This window comes from Clostridium manihotivorum (genome assembly GCF_004015185.1).
Classification (GTDB): Bacteria; Bacillota; Clostridia; order Clostridiales; family Clostridiaceae; genus Clostridium_AR; species Clostridium_AR manihotivorum.
The window spans coordinates 5,652,637-5,676,567 of record NZ_CP025746.1 but is presented as its reverse complement, the minus strand read 5'-3'; the positions used below and the strand labels follow the sequence as shown (position 1 = coordinate 5,676,567).

The 23,931-nt window shown below is 31.3% G+C and carries 19 protein-coding genes and 1 pseudogene; 15 read left to right on the top strand and 5 right to left on the bottom strand.

The window, feature by feature from the left end:
- The first annotated feature begins 71 nt into the window (after window positions 1-71).
- The 9 genes from C1I91_RS25215 (at window position 72) to C1I91_RS25175 (ending at window position 11,612) form a co-directional block, all read left to right on the top strand.
- Window positions 72-848: a sensor domain-containing diguanylate cyclase gene (locus C1I91_RS25215; protein WP_338032629.1), complete on the top strand. Its 777-nt coding sequence runs from the start codon at window positions 72-74 to the stop codon at window positions 846-848.
- A 247-nt stretch (window positions 849-1,095) separates the two neighbouring features.
- Window positions 1,096-2,250 (top strand): AlbA family DNA-binding domain-containing protein, encoded by a 1,155-nt coding sequence (locus C1I91_RS25210; RefSeq protein ID WP_128215383.1) that lies wholly within the window; start codon window positions 1,096-1,098, stop codon window positions 2,248-2,250.
- Between the two features lie 245 nt (window positions 2,251-2,495).
- Window positions 2,496-2,921 carry a hypothetical protein gene (locus C1I91_RS25205; protein ID WP_128215382.1) on the top strand — a complete coding sequence of 142 codons (426 nt, stop codon included), beginning with the start codon at window positions 2,496-2,498 and terminating at the stop codon, window positions 2,919-2,921.
- Window positions 2,922-3,151: 230 nt separating this feature from the next.
- Window positions 3,152-4,372, top strand: a complete 1,221-nt coding sequence (gene tyrS / locus C1I91_RS25200) for a tyrosine--tRNA ligase (protein WP_128215381.1) — start codon at window positions 3,152-3,154, stop codon at window positions 4,370-4,372.
- A gap of 734 nt (window positions 4,373-5,106) precedes the next feature.
- Entirely contained in the window at window positions 5,107-7,365 is a 2,259-nt protein-coding gene (locus C1I91_RS25195; protein WP_128215380.1) for a hypothetical protein, read from the top strand.
- A 124-nt stretch (window positions 7,366-7,489) separates the two neighbouring features.
- Window positions 7,490-7,756, top strand: a complete 267-nt coding sequence (locus C1I91_RS25190; protein WP_128216105.1) for an EscU/YscU/HrcU family type III secretion system export apparatus switch protein — start codon at window positions 7,490-7,492, stop codon at window positions 7,754-7,756.
- 7 nt (window positions 7,757-7,763) lie between these two features.
- Window positions 7,764-8,450, top strand: coding sequence for a metallophosphoesterase (locus C1I91_RS25185; protein WP_128215379.1), 687 nt, complete (start codon window positions 7,764-7,766; stop codon window positions 8,448-8,450).
- 269 nt (window positions 8,451-8,719) lie between these two features.
- Complete coding sequence (locus C1I91_RS25180) at window positions 8,720-9,016, top strand: ArsR/SmtB family transcription factor (protein WP_128215378.1); 297 nt, start codon at window positions 8,720-8,722, stop codon at window positions 9,014-9,016.
- Window positions 9,017-9,125: 109 nt separating this feature from the next.
- Window positions 9,126-11,612 (top strand): DsrE/DsrF/DrsH-like family protein, encoded by a 2,487-nt coding sequence (locus tag C1I91_RS25175; protein WP_128215377.1) that lies wholly within the window; start codon window positions 9,126-9,128, stop codon window positions 11,610-11,612.
- 70 nt (window positions 11,613-11,682) lie between these two features.
- Here C1I91_RS25175 and C1I91_RS25170 read toward each other — a convergent pair whose 3' ends face one another.
- Together C1I91_RS25170 and C1I91_RS25165 are read right to left on the bottom strand one after the other, a co-directional pair.
- Complete coding sequence (locus C1I91_RS25170) at window positions 11,683-12,648, bottom strand: methyl-accepting chemotaxis protein (RefSeq protein WP_128215376.1); 966 nt, start codon at window positions 12,646-12,648, stop codon at window positions 11,683-11,685.
- Between the two features lie 382 nt (window positions 12,649-13,030).
- Window positions 13,031-13,813 carry a DUF2225 domain-containing protein gene (locus tag C1I91_RS25165; RefSeq protein WP_128215375.1) on the bottom strand — a complete coding sequence of 261 codons (783 nt, stop codon included), beginning with the start codon at window positions 13,811-13,813 and terminating at the stop codon, window positions 13,031-13,033.
- 479 nt (window positions 13,814-14,292) lie between these two features.
- On the opposite strand from C1I91_RS25165, the gene yjbM reads away from it, so the two are divergent.
- Window positions 14,293-15,090, top strand: coding sequence for a GTP diphosphokinase (gene yjbM / locus C1I91_RS25160; RefSeq protein ID WP_128215374.1), 798 nt, complete (start codon window positions 14,293-14,295; stop codon window positions 15,088-15,090).
- A 92-nt stretch (window positions 15,091-15,182) separates the two neighbouring features.
- On the opposite strand, the gene C1I91_RS25155 is transcribed toward yjbM, so the two are convergent.
- On the bottom strand, window positions 15,183-15,767 hold the full coding sequence (locus C1I91_RS25155; RefSeq protein ID WP_128215373.1) for an NAD(P)H-dependent oxidoreductase: 585 nt from the start codon (window positions 15,765-15,767) through the stop codon (window positions 15,183-15,185).
- 517 nt (window positions 15,768-16,284) lie between these two features.
- Between C1I91_RS25155 and C1I91_RS25150 the strand changes: the two genes are divergently transcribed.
- The 4 genes from C1I91_RS25150 to C1I91_RS25135 all read left to right on the top strand — a co-directional run bounded on the left by C1I91_RS25150 (window position 16,285) and on the right by C1I91_RS25135 (window position 20,595).
- Entirely contained in the window at window positions 16,285-17,061 is a 777-nt protein-coding gene (locus tag C1I91_RS25150; protein ID WP_128215372.1) for a hypothetical protein, read from the top strand.
- A 14-nt stretch (window positions 17,062-17,075) separates the two neighbouring features.
- Window positions 17,076-18,203 carry an AAA family ATPase gene (locus C1I91_RS25145; RefSeq protein WP_128215371.1) on the top strand — a complete coding sequence of 376 codons (1,128 nt, stop codon included), beginning with the start codon at window positions 17,076-17,078 and terminating at the stop codon, window positions 18,201-18,203.
- 133 nt (window positions 18,204-18,336) lie between these two features.
- Entirely contained in the window at window positions 18,337-19,671 is a 1,335-nt protein-coding gene (locus tag C1I91_RS25140) for a vWA domain-containing protein (RefSeq protein ID WP_128215370.1), read from the top strand.
- A gap of 279 nt (window positions 19,672-19,950) precedes the next feature.
- Window positions 19,951-20,595, top strand: a complete 645-nt coding sequence (locus tag C1I91_RS25135; protein ID WP_128215369.1) for a hypothetical protein — start codon at window positions 19,951-19,953, stop codon at window positions 20,593-20,595.
- Between the two features lie 245 nt (window positions 20,596-20,840).
- Here C1I91_RS25135 and C1I91_RS29885 read toward each other — a convergent pair.
- Window positions 20,841-22,470: pseudogene (locus C1I91_RS29885) on the bottom strand (IS1182 family transposase).
- A gap of 135 nt (window positions 22,471-22,605) precedes the next feature.
- Window positions 22,606-22,932, bottom strand: a complete 327-nt coding sequence (locus C1I91_RS25125) for a HesB-like protein (protein WP_128215368.1) — start codon at window positions 22,930-22,932, stop codon at window positions 22,606-22,608.
- A 155-nt stretch (window positions 22,933-23,087) separates the two neighbouring features.
- Here C1I91_RS25125 and C1I91_RS25120 point away from each other — a divergent pair, with 155 nt between their 5' ends.
- On the top strand, window positions 23,088-23,831 hold the full coding sequence (locus C1I91_RS25120) for a hypothetical protein (RefSeq protein ID WP_238475893.1): 744 nt from the start codon (window positions 23,088-23,090) through the stop codon (window positions 23,829-23,831).
- The last annotated feature ends 100 nt before the right edge of the window (window positions 23,832-23,931 follow it).

Sequence of the window (23,931 nt, the reverse complement as noted above, 5' to 3'; positions counted from 1 at the left end):
CAAAAATAAAATTATATGCTATAGCTGAATAGTTACAAGTTAAGGCAACCAACTCAAACTCCCAAGAAGTTATATTTCCCGATAGTATAAATAAATATATTAAAAATATAGAAGAATTTGTAGTAAATTCAAAGGAAGTTATATTTACTGATCAAAAAATCAGAAAGGACATACATTCTATAATAGGCTTTCCAATAAAAATAAGAGAGAAGTACATTGGCTATATAATGGTTGAACATACCTTATATAGATTTTTTACGAGAGCACATATAAAATTCGTAGCGTCAATAGCAAATCAGATAGCGATAGCTATTGAAAACAGTATTCTATATACTAAGATACAAGAAGCATCAAAAAGAGATCCTTTACTTGGAATATATAATAGAAAATACTTTTTTGAGATATTAGATAAGAGGATAAAAGAAAATCCATATAATTGTCTTGGTATTGTTATGATAGATATAGATAATTTTAAAAAGGTTAATGATAGTTTTGGACATCAGTTCGGTGATGAGACTCTACAGCATGTAGTAACAGTGATACAAAGCTGTTTAAAGAGTGAAGATATAATAGCCAGATATGGTGGAGAAGAAATAATAATTTGTCTTAGAAGCAATGAAACTGAAGAGGAGATGGAAGTTAGGGTAGAAGAGATTAGGAGAATGCTGGAGGAAAGTCCTGTAATAAGAGAAAATGTAATAAAGACTGTAACAGCCAGTATAGGATTAAGCTTTTATCCTACGGATGGCCAAACTGTTGACGCAGTGGTGGAGGTTGCTGATGCCCTTTTGTATAAGGCAAAGGGATCTGGTAAAAATAGAGTTATAAGTTCATTAATATTTAGATAGAACAGCTTGGTGCTCCAGGCTGTTTTTTTACTATCTAGAAAAGTAAAAAAGTTTTGCTAGCTAAACCTAGTGACGACAAGGGTCTATAACTGCTAGTTAGGGTAAACAGTAAAAAAATAAAAAAACATGGTATAGAGAGATTTCTTGGTATCTTATATGTAGACTTTGGAATATAATATATTAAAGCTTAAATATTTTCAGTTACATAAGTGTAAAATTTTATTTAACCTTTGAGAGGTATTTATCCATGGATAAGAAAAAGCTTTTAAACCTGCTTCACAGAGAAGAAGGAAGAAAATTAGACTTCAAACTACGAATAGAGCTAAGTGGCGAGACAGGTAAGAAGGAATTAACTAAAGATATTTGCGCTATTGCCAATTCTAATGGAGGAAGAGGCTATATAATAGTAGGTATAGAAGACAAGACTAAGAAGATTGTAGGGTTAAAGAAGGAAGATATGTTTAGTGAAGAGCAGATTCAGCAAATAATAGCTTCTAGATGTGATCCTCCTATACCTGTTTCCGTAGAGTATTTAACTTTAGAAGATAAGAATATAGGTGTAATAACAATATATAATTGGGATCAAAAACCCTATCAGGTAAGAGAAAGTGGAGCGTTTTATATAAGAAGGGGTTCTACTACAGATATTATGAGAAAGCAAGAACTTGTAGCTGCATTTGAAGAGAGTTTAAACCTTAATATTGAAGGGTGCGGGATTTTGAAAAGTGATATAAGTGCCTTAAATATGGAAATAATAAATCAGTATTTTAGGTCTAAATCTATAGATATAAATAATGAAAATATTGAATTTTTACTTCGTAGAAGTTCAATTACTTCTAGAGATAGGGAAACAGGAGAAACTATATGTACTCTAGGTGGACTATTAGTGTTCTCTGATTCTAACAGCATATATATACCACATAATATGATAAAGATAATAAATAAGATAAATAAGAATAAACCTGAAGTTATTGTGGTACAGGGCAATATAATAAAAATGATTGAGCTATGTGAAGTTCATCTAAAAGAGATACTTCCGGAAAAATATCCTTACACTGCAGTATGGGAAGCAATAAAGAATGCTGTTTTATATAGGGAGTATTCAGAGTTTTCCAGGATAATAGAGGTTCATATAGGTTTTAATTCAATAGTAGTTACTAGCCCAGGGGAGCTTATGAAGACAAATAAAAGAAATGGCGACACTAGAGAGTATAATAGAAGGAATATGTGGCTATATGAGAAGGTTATAACTTTAGATACAAAGGGATTGTTTTTGAAAAGTAATAACGGCTTTTCAAATATGAAAAAAGCTTTTAAAGGAAAGGGAAAGATAATGTTTATCAACTCTAAGCAAGAGAATGTGTTTAAGGTTATTTTTCCAGGGATTAATGAACATATCTAAGTTTTATTACTTAGTTTGAAATAATTAAAATTATATTACTATTGTTAAAAAAGTCTGAATATTATATTAATTTTTAGGGATTATATAAAATAATGATTTCCTTGGATAATTGTGGTTAATAATCTATATAAGCTTAAATAGTAGTTGAAGATTTTTCGTAAAATCTTACTAGTTTTTAGTTAGCTAAGCAATAGATTATGAAAAATCTTGAGCCAAATTATAATAAAATTTAAGGAGTGATTCTAATGATTCAGGTATTCTGCAATAAGAGAGGTTCTGGAAAAACCAAGGAACTAATAAGTCTTGCAAATAGAAACGTATTGACCGAAAAGGGTAATTCTGTTTTTATCGATGATGATAGCAGATGCATGCTACAACTAGACAAAAAAATAAGGTTTATATCTACTAGCGAATTGGAACTGATGAGCTATGATAGTATGTATGGATTTTTGTGCGGCATAATTTCAGAAGATTACGATATTGAGAACATCTATATAGATGGACTATGTAATATTGTTAATTGTGAGATAGAAGATGCGGCACATTTGCTTTATAGGTTAGAAGAGCTTGCTGATAGGCTTGGCATAAACGTATACATTAGTATTAATCATGAAAATGAAACTCCTGATTTTATTAAAAAGTACAATAAATATGAATTGGTGGCCAATTAAGGTTTTATATATGGGTAGCCATTATGTAGAAGTAGCAATAGTTCTACATAATGGCTACATTTGTTTTGTCAAATTTTTTATATCCATTATTAGAGGCGGCTATGCAAAAAATTCACTTTAAATAATTTTTTAATTGATAAATAATTGGAATATTTATATACTATAGTTATTGGTTTTCATATGGACATATAATTAAACAATTTTATGTCTCAAGATTTGGAGGGATTTTAATGGCACAAGTGCTTGATGAGTTAATGGAGCGTGGGTATATAAAACAGTTTACTCATGAAAATGAAACTAGGGAATTATTAGAGAAAGAGAAAATAACTTTTTATATAGGTTTTGATCCAACAGCTGATAGTCTTCATGTAGGACATTTTATTGCTATGATGTTTATGGCTCATATGCAAAAAGCTGGTCACAGACCAATAGCACTTATTGGTGGCGGAACTGCTATGGTTGGGGACCCAAGTGGTAAGACTGACATGAGAAAAATGCTTACAAAGGAACAGATAGAACATAACGTAAGCTGCATAAAGAAGCAAATGGAGAAATTTATTGACTTTTCAGAGGGAAAGGCTATTCTAGCTAACAATGCTGATTGGCTTCTTAACTTAAATTATGTAGATTTCCTTAGAGAAGTTGGTACACACTTTTCAGTAAATAGAATGCTTACTGCAGAATGCTTTAAACAGAGATTAGAAAAAGGGCTTTCATTCTTAGAATTTAACTACATGCTAATGCAAGGCTATGACTTCTATGAGCTGAATACAAAGTATGACTGTAAGATGCAGCTTGGTGGAGATGACCAGTGGTCAAATATGATTGCAGGTGTCGATCTAATAAGAAGAAAGTCGCAAAAAGAAGCTTTTGCAATGACTTGTACTTTACTTACTAATAGTGAAGGAAAGAAAATGGGTAAAACTGAAAATGGAGCATTGTGGCTAGATCCTGAAAAAACTTCTCCTTATGATTTTTATCAGTACTGGAGAAATGTAGGGGATGCAGATGTTGAAAAATGCTTAGCTTTACTAACTTTCTTACCTATGGAAGAAGTAAGGAGACTAGGAGCTTTAAAGGATGCTGCTATAAATGACGCTAAAAAAGTTCTTGCTTTTGAGGTTACAAAGTTAATTCATGGAGAAGAAGAAGCTTTAAAAGCTCAAAGTGCTGCAGAAGCTTTATTCGGAGCTGGAAGTGATATGACTAATGTGCCAACAGTAGCTATATCTAAAGAAAAGCTTGGTACATCACTTTTAGAGGTTTTGGCTGAGACTGCAATAATACCTTCAAAAGCTGAAGGAAAAAGATTAGTTCAACAAGGTGGTCTATCAATAAATGGTGAGAAGGTTACAGACTTTAAGAGAGAATTAATTGCTGAAGACTTTAAGGACGGAGCAGTTCTTATAAAAAGAGGTAAGAAAAACTACAATAAAATTGAATTAGAATAAATTAAGTTCCGATAAAGGGGCTCTATAAGGATATACCACTTCATATCTAGATTTGTGTTTTTAAACTTCTAGCAGTAATAGTTAGAGTTAAAAATAATCTAGTATTGAGGTGGTTATTTTTAATATCAAGAACTCAGAGTAGTAGTCTAGGATGTACAGTAAAAGTAGAAAATTTATTAGTAGTATTATGGATATAGGACATTATTTACTATTAAAGGAAGCTCCGCTTATACTCGATAATAAAACTATGAATAGAGCTGTACTAATATAAAGAACTAATACTGTAATGGGGCTATTTATAGGTATCCTTTACGAAAACTTAATTTATACATTTTTGATAATCTCGGTTTCTGGGTATCATCGGGCATGTATAAATTAATAGTTGAATTTGGATGCCTATAGAAGGTATAGGCTATGTTTAATAATATTGTTGAAATTCAGTGGTCATGAAGGAGATGCTATATGAGCGAGCAATTAGAATTAAATGATTTTTTCAGATGGAATGGCGTTAAGAAACTGTACTGTTCGAACGTAGTGAGTTTACAGTTTTAGCCATGGAATATGACAAAATCATATTAATTCTTTGCGCAAGCTCATCTAAGCATCGGATGACTGACCACTGAATTTCAGCACAGTACTTTAACATAGCCAGAGTATAAAGTATAAATTGCAATTTATTAGTTCGTAGAATGAAATAGTTAAAAGTTATAATTTATTGTGGGGGAGATTAGCTTATGCCAGCGATTTGGAATGTAAATAATGTATACAGCACTGGAAATAAGAAGCTATCTTCAAAACTTACATTTGAAGTAGGAGAAAAGTTTTCTGGAAGAGTGGTAAAGGCTTTAGATGACAAAAAAGAAGTTATGGTCAAACTAGTAGATGGTTGGCAGTTTGCCGCTGAAGTTGATACGCCCATAGAGGAAATGAAAGATGGTTTAGTTAGATTTCAAGTTGAGGGTTTTGTAGATGGTAAGTTAAAACTTAAGCTTATAAGTGGGGATGATAAAGGTGGAAGCACTGCAGCTGATCCAATAGATGATTTTATTAAATCAGAGGGTTTGTCTCCAGAAGATAAGGATGTAGTAAAGCTTATGATAAAGTTTGATATGCATATTACTAGAGAGAACATAGTAAGACTTAAAAGCATTATGAATTTTAAAGATAAGCTTCAGGGCAATCCAAAAGAAGCAGATATTTTTATAGAAAGATATCTTTCTATAAAGGGAATGGATAAAAACAGTGAAGAGGGTAAAAAGGCACAAAAGCTTCTTAGAGACTTTTTCGTTAGTTTTAATTCTTTGAATAAAGATGAATTGATGATGATGATGGAAAGTGGTATAGATTTGACTTCAGATAATATAGAAAGTTTTAAAAAGCTATCACAAAACTTTTCTAAAGTTTTTGAAGACATAAGTAGTATAACTACTGAACTTAAAAGCTTAAATCTACAATCACCTGATAATGGAGTTTCTAAGGAACAAATCACACCTAAAGCAATAATGCAGGATAAAATCATCTCGGCTGATAATTTTAGCACTGAGGCAACGCCAAGCGAATTAGCTTCTAGTAATGTAAAAGCAAAGATGCTTAATACCCTGTATTCCTCTGGAAATAATAAAATAAATATACTTCAGCTTCTTAAATCCATGACTGCAAACGACAACGATATATTGAGATATACATTGAGAGATGTACTGTCTAACAATAAGAGTAGCTTTGTATTGAATGGTGAATATGAAACACTAGATAACAAGGTAGCAGCTCTTTCTGATAAAGATATAATGAAAATAATTAAGGAAGCTATGGTTTCAGCTGATAATGAATATGGACAAGTTACTAAAGCAAATGTTGAGGATGCTATATACAAAATTTTAGATAGAAGAATTAACATATCTAATAAGGATTTTAATAAGCTGCAAGATGTAGTAAGACTTATTAATGAATCTAAGGTAGAAAACAATAAATTTAGTGACTCTACTAATAAAATAAATAATAACGATAGTTCTAAGGTTTTATCTAATTCTCAAACCAATAATTCTGCAATTGCAGTTTTAGAGAAAGATATTGTTACTAACAATAATTTTGTTACAGAAACTAATTCTGAACAGGGTGAAAAAATAGAAGTTGGAGCTAAGCTTTCAAGTAATGAAGTTATAAAAAATCAGATATCTGGAAGAAATGTAGAAATAAAAGATATGCTTAAAAATATATTATCTAATTTAGAAGATGCTACAAGTGGTTCTAAGGGGAGTCTGAGTAAATCTCTAGATGATATAGTTGATAGTGTTCTAAAAGAGCAATATAAAGAAGTAGATACTGGAGCTAGTGCTGTTAAAACAGTTATAGATACAGATAAAAGTAATCTATTTGAAATTGATTCCAATACTGATACACTTAAAAACCTGCTAAATAAGGATGGTTTGGATAAGCTTTTAGGAGATAAGATAAAAAACTTAGATGAGAATATAAAAGCTAAGGTTCTGGAAAAAATTAATAATAATATAAAGAGCCAGCTTGAAGGAGTATTTTCTGAAAAACTTGGAGAAAAAGTCATGGAACTACTAAAGAATAATATAAATGATTTTAAGGTGTTTAATAGTTTAAATAATCAATACTATTGCTTAGATCTTCCTTTGCAGCTTAGAGAGAAGGACTATCCATGCAAGCTTATAATAAAGGATAATAGAAAAGACGGTAAAAAGGTTGATTCTACCAATGTTAAGCTTGTAGTAACTGTAAAGACCTTTAATTTAGGTAATATAGATGGATACTTAAATCTTAAAAATAAAATACTTAATGTAGATCTTAAGTGTGAAGAAAGATTTGTTAAGCCTCTAGAGTTAGGAAAAGCTAAATTGAATAATGCACTGAAAGATATGGGTTTTGTTTCTAATATAGTAGTATCTAAGAAACTTGAAGAAGTAACACTGGTAAATTGCAGAAACTTTTTCGATGATAAGAATATATCTGCCATAAATGTCACTGTTTAATATATATAATTTATATGGTTATCTGTTATAATTATATATGAGATAAATAATTCTATAACTATAAATATTAATCAGGCTGTAAGGTTACATGTCGATAGATGCAATAGGCAAAGGGTGTGATGATATGAACCAAAGGAAAAAAGCTGCTGCACTTAAGTATGAAAGTAATATGGAAGCTCCTATAGTAACTGCGGCAGGTATTGGTGTAATTGCTGATAAGATAATAGAGAAGGCAGAAGAAAGTAAAATACCTATCGTTTATAATAAAGAGTTAGCAGATATGTTATCAAATGTAGATGTAGGAGATAGTATACCCTATGAACTTTATGAAGCTGTAGCCCATGTAATAGCCTATGTAACTGATATAGATAAACTAATTGACGAAAGGTGAATTTAATATGGCGCTATATGCTATTTCGGATCTTCATCTTGCATTAAATGTTGATAAACCTATGGATATTTTTGGCCAAAATTGGTATAAACATGATGAAAAGATAAAAGAAAACTGGATAAGTAAAATAGGTAAAGAAGACACAGTTTTAATAGGTGGAGATATTTCATGGTCTATGACTGCAGATGAAAGTAAGGATGATCTTGATTGGATTAATAATCTTCCAGGGAGAAAAATAATCATAAAGGGAAATCATGACTACTGGTGGAGCAGTATATCCAAACTTAATTCAATGTATGAAGGCATGAATTTTATCCAGAATAACTTCTTCACTTATGAAGACTTTGCAATCTGTGGAACTAGAGGATGGATATGCCCAGGAAGTGATAAGTTTTCTGCTCGTGACGAAAAGATTTATTCCAGGGAACAAATAAGATTAAGATTATCACTAGATGCTGCAAGGAAGGCTGGATACGAAAAATTTATATGTATGATACACTATCCTCCTACCAATGAAAAATTTGAAAAGTCTGCTTTTACAGAGATATTTAAAGAATACAAAGTGGAGAAAGTTATATATGGTCATCTACATGGTCCGGCACTTTCTAGAGTTATCAATGGTATGCATGACGGTGTTGAATATGTGATGACTTCTTGTGATTTTATAAACTTTGATCCTGTAAAGATATTATAAAATTAATATATTTATTATGGATGCTCTGAAAGATATAGGTTATGCAAAGAATAAAAAATTCGCTGAAAGAAATTGTTTCAGCGAATTTTTTCTGTATATGAAAGTATAAAGTCATAATATGTGGTTGATTTTAATGTTTGAGGGTGAAAGAATCAATGGGATACTGGTAGTAATAAATATATAGAAGAAAAACTGTTGACAAGTATATTAGAATATTCTAATATATAAATATATTAATATACAAATGGTAAATGGAGTGAAGAATATTTATGGACATGAATTATAAAGAACTAGAAGATATATCGGAATTGCTTAAAGTCATTGCTCATCCTGTTAGACTTTGCATAATAAAAGGATTAGTAGAGAATGAGGGGTGTAATGTAAGTCATATGCAAGAATGTTTAGGTTTGCCGCAATCTACAGTTTCACAGCATCTTCAGAAACTCAGAGCTTATGGAATTATTGAAGGGCAGAGAAGTGGAAGCGAGGTGTTTTATAAGGTATGTGATAAAAAGATAGCTAGTATAGTTAAGGCGATAATGCAAATTGATAAGTTAGCTTTATAGTAAAGCAGTATATTTAACAAAAGTCTTTAAATACTAAAGCCAGTTATCATCAAGTTGATTTGGTATTAACTGTTTACATCTATAAATAATAAAATTAGTGAGGTGGAAAATGAATAAGAAAGTGTTAATAGTTGGAGGAGTTGCTGGTGGTGCTTCCGCCGCAGCGAGAATTAGAAGATTAGATGAAAATGCTAATATTATAATGTTCGAAAAAGGGGAGCATATATCATTTGCTAACTGTGGATTGCCATATTATATAGGAGAAACTATAAAAGAGAGAGAGAAATTATTAGTTCAGACTCCTGAAGCGATGAAGAGAAGATTTAATATAGATGTTAGAGTTAATAGTGAAGTTATTGAGCTTGATACCACCAATAAAAAGGTCAAAGTGAGGTGCAATGACAATAGTGAATATGTAGAAACATATGATTACCTTATTCTTTCACCTGGTGCAAAGCCTATAAGACCCAATATACAAGGAATTGGCAGTGATAAGATATATACGTTAAGAAATGTGGCAGATACTGATAAGATAAAAGCTATTATTGATAAAAAGAGTGCTGAAAAGGTAGCTGTTATCGGTGGTGGTTTTATAGGTATAGAGATGGCTGAAAGTCTTACTGAAAGAGGGGTTCAGGTTACATTAGTAGAGGCAGCGCCTCATATACTCGCACCTTTTGATTCAGAAATGGCAGCTATAGCACAGAAGGAGCTTATCTATAGCGGTGTATCTCTGATATTGAATAATGGAGTTAAGTGCTTCAGAGATATTGAAAGAGGAGTAGAAATCTCGTTAAATGACGGTAAAAGAGTTGAGGCAGACTTGGTTATTTTGGCTATAGGAGTTTCTCCAGACACTGAATTTATAAAAAAATCGGCAATTAAATTAGGAGAAAGAGGTCATATATTAGTAGATTCTCATATGAAGACCTCTGCAGAAGGAGTTTTCGCTGTAGGAGATGCAATTGCTGTTAGGGACTATATTAATGGAGGAGAAACTTTTATACCGTTAGCAGGACCTGCCAATAGGCAAGGAAGAATAGCTGCTGACAATATATGCGGAGTAAGTTCAGAATACAATGGAACTATAGGTACATCTATTTTAAAGATATTTTCTTTAACAGCAGCATCCACTGGAAATAATGAAAGGACTCTAAAGAGAATAGGGGTAAACTATAGTAAAGCATATGCGCATCCTATGTCTCATGCAAGTTACTATCCTGGAGCAACTCAGCTTTCAATTAAGCTTTTATATGATTTGGATGGTAAGGTACTAGGGGCACAAGCTTTAGGATATGAAGGTGTCGATAAGTTTATTGATGTTATAGCAACTGCTATAAAGTTTAGTGCAAAAGTTAGTGATCTTGCAGAACTTGAACTTGCCTATGCGCCTCCTTATCTTTCAGCAAAATCACCTGCAAATATGATTGGGTTTATAGCTCAAAATAATCTCAGAGGCTTATCTAATGTAGTTTCATCCGAGGAACTTGATAAAATAGATATGAAAAATCAAATCTTACTAGATGTTAGAGAAGAGCTTGAGGTAGAGAATGGAGCAATAGAAGGAGCAAGAAATATTCCTCTTGATACTTTAAGAGAGAGACTGGATGAACTTGATAAGAATAAAGAAATTCTAGTATATTGTGCTGTTGGCATAAGAGGTTACGTAGCATCTAGGATATTAAGCCAAAATGGGTTTAAAGTAAAAAATTTATCTGGAGGCTATAAGAGTTATATACAATCGAAATATGAAGCTGATGAAGAATTGTTAGAAACTAAAAGTTTTAATAATGAAGATGGATTGCAACAAATCTATAATTTAGAGATATCTGATGAAGCTGAAGATATTGTTGGTAAAGGTAAAACTGTAGAGTTAGATGCCTGTGGACTTAGCTGCCCAGGACCATTGATGAAGGTTAAGGCTTCTATTGATATGTTAGATAAAGGAGATGTTCTTAAGATTAGAGCTTCAGACCCTGGATTTTATGAGGATATTAAGGCATGGAGCAAAAGAACAAATAATGAAGTTATAGATATAAGAAAATCTAAAGGCATAATTGAAGCTTCTATCAGAAAGGGTATCTTCGAAAGCAATGAAACAGCAATAACAAGTAATAAGGTTGTAAATGATGGAAAGACAATAGTGGTTTTTTCAGGTGATTTAGATAAGGCCATAGCTTCATTTATTATTGCAAATGGTGCTGCATCAATGGGGAGAAAGGTAACTATGTTCTTTACTTTTTGGGGATTAAACATACTCAGAAAGACAGAAAAGGTTAAAGCTAAGAAGAATATTATAGAAAGAGCCTTTGGCATTATGATGCCAAGGGGAAGTAAAAAACTTACACTTTCTAAGATGAATATGGCTGGTTTAGGTGCTAAAATGATTAGAAAAGTGATGAAGGACAAAAATATACAATCTTTAGAAGAGCTGATACAAGCTGCCATTGATAATGGAATTAATATAGTTGCTTGCACAATGTCGATGGATGTTATGGGAATAAAAAAAGAAGAACTATTAGATGGAATAAACTATGGCGGGGTTGGATACTATTTAGGAGAAGCTGAGGATTCCAATGTAAATTTATTCGTATAACTTAAAACTCATTTGGAATAAAAAACTTCAGCTATTAAGCTGAAGTTTTTTATTCTTTAGGAAATTATATTTATTTCTTTATATCTCTTTCGATTTCCTTAACATTATTAGAGAAATCTGATAATGAATGTACTTGATTATTTAAAGTTTCAGCTATCTCCTCAGCTAAAGCTGCATTTTCTTTAGATAGAGTAGAGATATTTCCTACAAAGTTTATTAGGTTGTCCTTTTGTTCCGCTGTAGAAACAAGGTTAACCAAGCAATCACTGATTTCTGTAGTAGCCCCATCTATAGAGTTCTTTATATTTGTAAATGTTTCCTTTGTTTCAGCGATTGTGTCATGTTGTGCCACTATTGCTGTATTTCCTCCTGTCATTGCAGAGGAAGCGTTAAGGATATCTACTTTTATTTCATCCAAAATTTTAGTTATGCTTTGTACAGCTTGCTTTGAGTTCTCAGCAAGTTTTTTTACTTCACCAGCTACTACTGAGAAGCCTTTACCAGCTTCCCCAGCTCTTGCAGCTTCTATTGCAGCATTTAGAGCAAGTAAGTTAGTCTGGCTAGCTATTTGGCTGATTGAGTCAGTTATCATATTAACAGATTCAAGCTTTGATACAAGTTCATTTACTGTAGAATATGATACTTGGAAAGATTGTTGAAGCTCTTTAAGAGATGAATCTAAGGAATTTATAGTCACAATCCCTTTGTCAGCCAATTCATCAGTATCAAGAACAGAAATATGTACGTTGTTAATATTCATTGCTAAAGCTTCCATGGAGTCATTAAAGCCTCTTAGCATTCCATCAGCAGTATGTAATTCTTCGTTTACTGATTCTGTAGATGCAGTTAAGTTTGATATAGAATCTGTTATTTCCTCAATATTATGAGAAACGTTAGAAGCATTATCAGAAAGCTTAATTAGTTTATCCATTACAACTGAGTCAATACTATTGATTGGTGCACTTGTAACTTCAGCTTCTGTATGGGTAACTGCGATTTCATTTTGAATTTCTTTCTTTTTTGAAAATAATCCCATTGCAAACCCCCCTGATCTAATAGTTAATGTTAATCTTGTTATTTTATTAAATAAAGTCCATAGATAATTGCAACATTAAATAATTGCAATTATACTGAAATTATTTTGTTAAAATATACTTTGTCTTAGGTTTAAAATAGATTTTATATAAAGGTTCCTAAAGCAACATTTTATTTATATTTGCCCTATGTTTACAAGTTTAGAGCATATAAAAAATAGTTGAGTTAGAAACTTAATTTATATTTCCTAGCTAAAGTATTTTTTAAGTATGCTTTTATAATATGAAAAAATTAATTATATTAAATATATTTAATATAATTATAGCATAAATATAAAAAAATAACCTATGATTTTATATTATTTAACAAAAGAACCACTAAAATTACAAATTTTCGGCCTTGATTAGATCTTTCATATCTCTAGCCATATCCTTAACTTTTTGAGGACATTGTATACTGGTTATAACCTTGCTGAACCACTGCAGTGCAAGGTCGTTTTGATCAATTCTTCTATAAAGCTCTCCGATTAGATACATAAGACTAAATCTATTCATGCCGTATATAGGAAAATCTTCAGAAATGTATGCTTTGTCAAAACCCTCAACTGCTTTAGCTAAAAATGCCTTTTCGTTTGAAGTATCTTCTAAAAGTCTATACATCCAGCCTATTTTTAGGCATATCATTGCTTTAGTACTAATTTTTCCATCCATAACCACACTATTTATCAGTGCTAGCTTATATCTTTCAATAGCTATTTTTTCATCGTAGATAGGAGGATAATTCTTTCTGTTCCACTTTGTAGAAACTCCTTTTACAATTGATTCAATCTGATAGGATTTTAGTTTATCAAAATCAGCCTTCATAGCACTGTATCCACATGTTGGGCAAACAACAACATCATAAAAATATGGGTTAACCACAGAATACCTTATAAATAAGTCAGAATCCTTACTTTGAACTCTGGGACCATTAGTTTTTGTGGAACGAGCCTTGAACTTTGTTTCGCATACTGGGCAAAAGCACTCTCTATCATATAAAAAAGAAGCTGGATCAATCTCTTTGCTTTTTAAAACTGAACCAGTTGACTTGTCCTCTTTTTTATATAAATCTATATTATTCAAGTTATCAAATCCCAAGTTCTCTAATCCTGAAAAAATCTTATCCATAATACACCTCTTAATATAAGTGAATTTAAAAAAACAGTTGACATATTTTGTAAAGTGATTTAAAATCAGCATTTGTGGGCTGAAAATTTGCTAACTATTTTTTATTCACCAAATACAAATTTTAATCGTAAGTTTAATATAATTTTACTCTAAATTTATATACTTTTCCACTTGGAGTATAATTAATTATCGTAATATTTATAAAAATTTTTACACATAAATTATATTTTGATATAATTATATAAGTTGATTTCATTTGTAATTATGTAAATATTACAATTTGTTAGTAAGTATTAGTTTGCTATGAAATGTATGGATTAAATAAAATCTCTATTTGAAACTGTTTTTTATAAAGAGTTCCTCTATCGAAACTTAATTTATGCTTGTTCGAAAATTCTGGGTTCTGAGAATTTTCGGGCATGTATAAATTATTAGTTGAGTTAGGAAGTCTATAAAAGTGATTATGAAAAGGTGATATTATGGCGATAAAAAACTGGAAGGAATTTCTCACACCCTATGAACAGGCTGTTGAGGAATTAAAAGTTAAGCTAAAGAGTATAAGAAAAGAATATAGACGAAAAAATGAATATTCACCTATTGAGTTTATTACAGGAAGAGTAAAAGAGGTTTCCAGTATATTAGAGAAGGCAAATAAATTTAATATTCCTTTGAATAGACTCCAATATGAGATGGAGGATATAGCTGGCGTTCGTATAATGTGCCAGTTTGTTGATGATATACAAAGGGTTGTGGAAATCATAAGAGAAAGAAAAGATATGCAAATATTATACGAGAAGGACTATGTCGCAAATGTTAAAAACAGTGGATATAGAAGCTATCATATGATAATAAAGTATCCTGTAAATATGGCTGAAGGACAAAAGGTCATATTAGCAGAATTTCAGATAAGAACATTGGCTATGAATTTCTGGGCTACTATAGAGCACTCTTTAAATTATAAATATAAGCAGGAGATTCCTGCTGAGATAAAGCAAAAACTTAAAAGTGCAGCAGATGCGGCCTTTAGATTAGATGAAGAAATGCTTGAAATAAAGGATGAAATAAAGGATGCGCAAAAACTCTTTGAAGTTAAATCGGATCTTATATCAACTATAATGAATAATATTCTAAGTCTTATGTCTATTGGAAAACTTGCTGAGGCAGCTAGGTATCAAGTTTCGCTAAATAAGCTTATAGAAGAAGGAGAAGTTTGGGAGTTAAATAGTCTTCTTCATCAGGTTCAAAGAGATATAGAAAAGTATAGAAGTACAGATTAGTACTTCTATTTTTCATTATTTATTAAATTTAGGCGATGTTATAGGATTTAATTTTGTTTTTCACCTAATGCTTTAATGAGCTTACTTTAAAATTATCTTAAGTTTTGCATTGTTATTCTTCTTACATCTGCTAGATAATCCTTACGAATTTCATCTGTAACATAAGGAACTGCTCCAAAGAATGTATGATCAACCTCTTTTATACCACTGAAGTTGAAGATACCTTGACCTATAGTTTGTTCCATGGATTTATGCATTCCGCTGGCAGCATACATTTCATTTGAAGTGCCAGTGGTTGAGTATATAACTACTTTTTTACCTTTTAAAAGCCCATTTGGAGCTCCATCTACATATTCATATGCAAAGCCATAGGAAAAAACTTTGTCTATGTAGCCTTTTAATATAGCAGGAACCGATGCCCACCAAACAGGAAATACAAAGGTTATTACATCTGCCCAGGTTATCTGTTCTTGTTCTTCTCTAATATCAACTGGAGTATTTCCACTTTGAAAAGCTACGAAATCTTCTGGCTTTAGAACTGGGTTAAAGTTTATTTGATATAAGTCCCTAACTCTTACAGCGGCTCCTGCATCTTCAGAAGTCTGTACTACAGTATCTAGTATTCCTTTGCAGAAGCTTTTTTGATTTGGATGTGCGAAAATTATTAAATGATTCATAAAAATCCTCCTATTGTTATATTATTGATGAATCACAAAGCTTCAGCTAAGAATCCATCTGTTGTATTTTTTCAATGTAAAACCATGTTTATACTAGAAACAGTAAAAAAGTATATGGATATACTTCGTTCAAAATTAAAAAGTTACTGTAAGTTTATTACAAATAATTGATAATTACTATTAAGTAATATATAGTTATATTATAAGGTAAAGTTTGCATATAAATAAATTTTTCTGTTTTATATTAATCTTAGGCTCTGTTAAAGCACCCTATTGAAATTAAGTGTTTAGTCATCCGATGCTTAGATGAGCTTGCGCTAATTGCTCCCTCATATAGCATCTTCTTATTAACCACTTAATTTCAACAATATTCTTAAACATAGCCTAATGTTATATTTTACAGTTTATTGTGTTAGATTTTTAAGAAGTTAAGAAGTTAAGAATTTATTGGAAAAATGCCGCTTTGTATGAAAAAATGAATTTAATATATGTACTTTAGAGAGTGAGGAATTAAGTTATGGCTGATAATGAATTAAGAAATGTATTAGATAACCCTATCTATATAAGGAACTTAGAGAATCCAAGCTTAGAGTTAAAGCTAGCTGCTGTAAAGAAGAATGGGTTCGCTATACAATATATAAAAAATCCAGAATATGAAGTACAGTACGAGGCTGTCAAAAATAATCCTCTTTCAATAGAATATATTGAAGATGTGCAGGAAGATGTAGCTATAATGGCTGTAAAGAGCCTTTGGAATTCTCTTAAGGTTATAAGAAAGAAAACTGATAAGATAGTAAGGGAAGCTGTTAAAGCTAAAGGATGGGCTATACAGTTTGTAGAAAACCCAAATGTGGAATTGCAACTCTCAGCTGTGTCAAAGGATTATGATGCTATTAAGTATATAAAGAATCCTTCTGAAGAAGTTCAGCTTAAAGCTATAGAAAGTTACTGGGGAGCTATAAGGTTTATAGATAATCCAACCATTAATGCAAAGAGGGCAGCTGTTAAGTCCAGTGAAGAGGCTATAAACTATATTTCCAACTTCGATTACGAAGATATAAAGCTCTTTATAAGAGACAATATAAAGGTAATCAAGTATATTCATGATAGTATAGATGTTGAAATGGTAGTTGAAGTGCTAATGGAGGAATTTGAAAAAGAGGATATAAGTCCAGTTTATGTAAGAGATTATCTGGAACTTGAGATTTTAGATATGAATAAAGTTAAATTTATTTGTGAATATGGAAGTAAAACTGCAAAAAAAATATTAGTTGATTATAAGCTATCGATGTAGAGAAGGTGACTGAAATGAATTTTAGAGAAGCATTAAAAACAGTAGAGTTAGTTCTAGAGGCAGGAGATGTACCTCTTATTATAGGAGAGAGTGGAATAGGGAAGACTTCACTTATTAAAGAACTCTGTGAAGAAAATCAATACTATTTGGTCAATATTGATGCAAATCTTCTTAAAGAAGGTGAAATTGGTGGGCTGCCTACTGTTGAAGACAGAGAGTATATTATAAGTGGCAAGAAGGTTAAGAGGAAGACTACTATATATGCAACTCACTCAAAACTAGTTGAGGTTGATGATGCATTAGAGGATGGAACTACTGAATCTGTCTTATTATTTATAGATGAACTTAATAGATGTGAACATGCGGTTCAGCAAGAGCTTATGAATTTAATACTAAATAGAGAAATAAATGGCTACAAGCTTTCTGATAGAGTTAATGTTGTAGCTGCAATGAATCCTTCCAATAAATATGATGGATTTGAAGAAAGTGATTATCAAGTTGTAGATATGGATCCTGCCCAAGAAGATAGGTTTGTTTGGATTAACATGGAATCAGATGTGAAGTCTTGGATAAAATGGGCTATGAGAAAGGGACAGGTTCATGGGGATATAATTCAATTTATATCTACTTTTCCAGAATATCTTCACACACCAGACTCTAAAGATAGCATAAAGGCTACGCCTAGAAGCTGGGAGAGAATATCTAAGGCATATAAAGTTTTTCTAAATAATAAAGATAGTATAGCTTTTGATATTTTTTATAATGTAGTAAAGGGTAATGTAGGAATTAACATAGCAGGTGATTTTATTAATTTTATAAACAGTTTAAAAACTCCTCTCATTACTGCAAAGGACATATTTGAGGATGATGTATTGTCTTTTGAAATTAAAGAGAGAGTAAAAAATGAAAGTCATTCTAGGCTATATATAATAGCTAAAAATTGCTTGGAGTTTTTACAAGGAATAAATGGCTCTAGAAAGAATAAACTGTCTGTCTTTTCAGAACTTTTAAAGGTATATCCTAAAGATCTAAGACTTGGAATAATGAAAGAAATAAAAAGCGATTACTATTCTGATGGTCTTTATGAGGAAGTTTTAGATAATGATGATTTCTTAGAGGCTTTCTTTGATATATACGAATAAGTTTTCTATACAGACATACTACTTCATAATGAAATTTATTAAAATAAAGCTTCGGAGATTCATCGAAAGCTTTATTTTGAGTCTAAGGATTGAAGTAGTATGTCTTTTGAGAGGAATAAGGATGTGATAATCAATGAACTTCGATATAAGGAGAAGAGAACTACTTAGAGTAGCCACTCAGTGGGAAAGTGAAAAAGATGTAACTGAAAGCTTTATAAGGAACTTCAATGAGCTTTTGGAGCAAGTAATACTAAGTATGTTGGAAAAAGAAGATAACTTTTTTGGTCAGTTTCTAATTCAGGTTAAAAGAGGAATAAGACTGGATATATCTTGGCCTATAGCTACTGAACCCACACTTTCTGGATTCAACATGTACTTTAATCCAGTTCTATTACTTCAGTGTGAGCTAAAAGAGATACAGGCTCTATTAAAACATGAGATATATCATATAATGCTTGGCCATTATGAAAGGCAAAAAGGTTTAAGAGATAAGTACTCTAGGATTGCTTTAAGTAAGGCAATGGACATTGCGGTTAACCAGTATATAGAGCATTTGCCATCTTGGTGTGATAGATTGTATACAGTAAATTTGGAGTATGATCTTGAGCTTAAAGAGGATATGACTATGGAGCAATATACAGAGGAACTGCAAAAAGCCATAGTAAAGAAAGGTAAGAAAGCTATAGTAAAGACTAAAGATAATATCGTTACAAGTATTGATGTAGAAAGCGCTCATGATACTTGGGAAAGCGTTAATATCTCTCAGGATCTTCTAAAAGAGATAAAGAAAAGGACTGCCTTAAATGCTTACAAAGGAAAAGCTCCTAAGAATATAGAAAAGTATATATTATCTCTTGATGCAAAACCTGAGATACAGTGGACCGATTATCTAAAGAAACTCATACCATCTGTGAGATGTGGCTATAAGAAAACCATAACAAGAAAAGATAGAAGACAGCCAGAAAGGCTAGATTTAAGAGGTAAGCTTCCAAGTATAATGCCAAAGATTTTAGTTGCTATAGACATCAGTGCTTCTATGTCTGATGAAGAGGTAAATAGTATAATGACTGAAATCCTGGCAATATCAAAGAGTAGAAGTGCTGATATAACTGTAATTGAGTGTGACAGTGATATAAGGAAAATATATGAGCTGTCATCACCAAAGGATATAAAAAAGCGTTCCAATAAAAGTGGCGCTACTAGATTTTCACCGGTATTTGAATATATGAAGAGAGAGAATATGAGAAATCATATTTTAATATATTTTACTGATGGAGTAGGGGAGGCGGAGCTTTCAGTCAAACCTATAAACAAAGATTTACTTTGGGTACTTACAGGAAAAGAAGATCTTAGTCTAAAGAAGTCTTACGGGGTAATTAAGCGACTTTCAAGGAGAGAAGCGGAGAAGTATGGATATGATTACGGTCTTCAAGCGATGAGAGAAGTTATACATGACTGGGCAAGGTGATTTTGTATACATTAATGGGGCTTTTCTGGTCTTATAAGTTTTAATATGAAGTGATACATCTATATAATTAAGCATATAGCTATATAAAGTTACATTATGTAACCTTATATAGCTAAATTAATAAAAAATTCATAATCTTCTTATTACATGGTATGGCTGAAGGCTATACGATGTGATAAAATGTAGTTTATAAGGTTGATGTTGATATGTATGTTAATAATAGACTTTATAATATGGATTGGTTTATCTTAAACCTTGTAAACTCGGGGGGAGATTTATATGGGCAAGATTAAAAATTCACAATACATTAGTTTTATTGTGATGATTTTACTAATAAGTTTCATTGTAAATGTTTTCTTAAGCTTTAATAATGGGGACTATAAAGAAAGAATAGGAAAAAAATCTTCTGACGAGCTTGAAGACATAATTCATCGAAATGAAACTATAAAGGATATATTAACGAATTCTATTCAGAGTAAATGTATACTGAAAACAGATCTTGTAAAAATATCTTCTCAATATGATCAACTATATCTTTCCGTTTGGGGACTAATGGATGATTATTCTTATTATAAAACTTCAAAAAAGCTTTTGCTTAAAGATGATGGAAATATAAATTATGATGTGACCAATGATACTGTTAGTAAGATTAAATTATATATGAATAAATTTGTTGAAAGTAATATTAGCCTAACTGGGGATAAGATCGAACTTAAAACCAATGATTTGTTAAATTTTCAAAAGATGAATGATTTTTCAAAAGAGCTAGATAGTTATTTCAAGGATACTATAAAGAAAAATTCTAGTGATGGAACTTATGATGGTATGAAAGATAAATTAGAAGGTAAAAACTACTGGATAGATATGTTGAATAATGTCTTTAATATAAGTAATAAGTATTCCAATTTTGAATTCAAAGCCTAATGTTATAATTTGTACGAGCGTGAATGTATTTAGTAAGATTAAAATTTATTAAATAGTTAAAAATAAAAGGGGCTGTCGCATTAGCGGTTAAAAACCGCTGATGCTCAGCCCTAATTTTCTAAAAATTTGTAAGAATTACAACTATATTTTAGAATGTTTTTTCTGAAATTCTAAAAAATTGCGCACTTTAATAAGCCTTTTCTATTAAGGCTATTTTTAAACAATTAGTTTTTAAAAGTTTAAATTTATGCACTGTTTTTTAATGAAAATAGGTGTTTTCCAGTTCTCTCTGATTGGATTTTATTATGTAGTTTGTTTACATTATGTGCCATTGCTAAAAGAATACTTTCGGCCCAAACATTCTGTTTGCCCTTCGAGAGATATCTTCGGAAGCCCATATCTTGTTTTATCTCTGCAAAAGAACCTTCAGCTTGAATACTTCGGTTCATTCTAAGTTGGCAGCCTTCTTCACTTACAACTCTTTCTAAATCTTTTTTTCTAAGCTTATTAAACAACTTTGAGGTTTCAAGATTTTTAGCTCTTTCTTCCAAAGGTGTCTTGCTGTTATTTCCTTTTATACATTTGCTTTTGTAAGAACAAGAACTGCAATCTTCGCAAGTATATACTGTTTTTTCGCTTATGTATCCGGTTTTACTCTTTCTTTTTATAGTCTTACTAAATATTAACTTTTTATTATTCTTGCAGATATAGTAATCTCCAATTTCATCATAGTCCATATTATCAATTCTACTAATATCCCTTTGGTATTTCCTTGTTTTAGATATCTCATAGTTTGCTGGTTTAATGAAAGAGAGTTGTCCATTTTCTTCAATAAATAAATAGTTCTCTTCGCTTTCATAGCCAGCGTCAGCAACTATTTTTTAGATATTTAAAACTTAGAGATTCTTCCATGCTCTTAAGAAATGGAATAAGTGTAGGGGTATCCGTTGGCTGATCGCATACGGTGAGCCATACAATATATTCCGAATCAACACCGTGTTGGACATTGTATCCAGCTTTTAACTGACCATTTCCCATAGCGTCTTCTTTCATTCTCATAAATGTTGAATCATTATCTGTTTTTGAATAACTATTACGGTTACCGCAAATGTGCAACTTTTGCGTGTATTCTTTTAACTTGTCAAGATACTCTTCAAGAGTTTCAATAGATCGCTGTAATGGCATTTTTCTTTTCCCTGATCCATGCACAAATTCAATATTTCTCTCATATTTCAGAGCGTAAAGCTTTTTTCGCAACTTTTTATATGTTTCATCTTCACTTTGTCATTGTATATTATCTTAATTCCGTATAGTTCCTCACAGTTAGCTACTAAATCAGCCAATTTAACAAGAAGCTTTTCTAAATTCTTTGTAACTGCCTTTTTCCAAACAAAAGTATATTTATTAGCACAAGCCTCAATTTTAGTACCATCAATGAATATAGCATCTCCAGATATTTCTCCTGTAGCACGAAGACATTCTGTCATTTCAGCTAAGATTCTTTCTGCACATGGCGCAAAGTGTAAGCTTCTAAATCTAGCAAATGTTGAATGATCAGGTATTGGTGAATTTTCAAGAAGATACATGAAGTTAATATCACGTCGGCAATATTTTTCCATATCCCGTGAAGAATAGATATGGTTCATGTAAGAATAGAGTACAATCTTCAGCATCTGTCGTGGCGTAGCTTGATTTTCCCTAATTCGGGGAATAAGTCGAATATAAATCTGTTAAATCCATCTCCTCTACAAATTGACTTAGCAAACGCACCGAATCATTAACTGAGACCATATAATCAATATTAAATGGAAGTTTTAATTGATAACTTCCTTTATTTAAAGTATAATCTTTATGTAAATTAATATGTTTGGTCATATATTAATTTTACAATAAATCCAGCACTCTTGTGAATGCTGGATTTATTTTTTATGCAAAAAACGGAGCTGTGCACTAATTAATTAGTGCGACAGCCCCTTTTACGAGGAAAATTATTTGGTAAGTAGTTATGGATTAGTGACAACCGCCACAAGTTCCACAACCGCCTTCAGATTCGATTACAGGTTTTAAAGATAAACCTCTACCATCATTTTCTTCTGTTGATAATATTATGAAGCCGCCGAATTCGTCAACTAAATTAGGTTCAACTAGGAAAGTAATATCATTAACTTTTTCTACAATATCATTTTCATGTGATTCATCAACAGAAATATTAAACACAGGGCCACTGCATCCGAAGCCTGCAAGATTTATTCTAATACTGTAATTGTCGATTTCATTTTCATCTAGAAATCCTTTGAATTCCTCGTAAGCTGGAGTGCTTATTGTTATTTTTTCCATAAATATCACCTACTTGATAATAAATAGTATTTAAAACTTGTTTTCAGTATATACCTAATAGACTTTAATTGCAATAGGTTTACTTTATTATATTTATTGAATATGCTGGAAAAAATGATACAATATAAATATAATTATAGAATTGAGGGGACAAAATGATTCCATTTGAAGAGGGATTTTATATTGATAAACTAAAGAAATACTATGATAGATTAAATGGTTCAGGCATTAATGGAAAGATAATAAAAGAAAAATTTCTAAGCAAACTTGAAGGTTATCTCTTCTCAGAGGATGACCTTTCTTATAGTGATGAGAATCTGAATATATTAGAACTAGGTTGTAATGGAAAAGCTTACATGGAGCTTTCGCCCAAAGAAGTTCAGGGATCTTTCGAAGCAATAAGAAAAGTGAAAGGAAAAGTCGGTATTGTAGGTTTGGGTATGGGATATTTCCTTCAAGAGGTATTGAATAAGGAAGATGTAGAAGAGATAATCGTTTATGAAATAGACGAAGATATAATAAATTTATATGAGGCTAACTTTGGCAAAAATGAAAAGGTCACAATCATAAATGTAGATGCCTTTGAAGCTGAAAAGGAATCTTTTGATTATTTTTTTGTAGATATTTATGGATATGAGTTATCAAAGGATGTTGTAGAACACTATATTAAATTTAATGAGCTACATAGTATAGAAAATTATTTGTTCTGGGGAATGGAGCATTTTTTATTGAGCTGCAGAATAGAGCAAATAGCTTGGATATATATACCGGAAATTTGGATGGAGATGGCTAAAGATTTATTTGAACGGTTTAATGATTCTAAATATATAGGTTATTTTAGAACTTTAGATGAAAAACTTGTCGAGAATATATTAGATAAGTTTTCAAAAGTACTTTAAAAATCTATAAAAAGGGTAAATAATCAAAAAATCACTAATGAAAACAACATTGGTGATTTTTTACTGCGTAACAAGTATAAAATTTAGATTTTGATAAAGT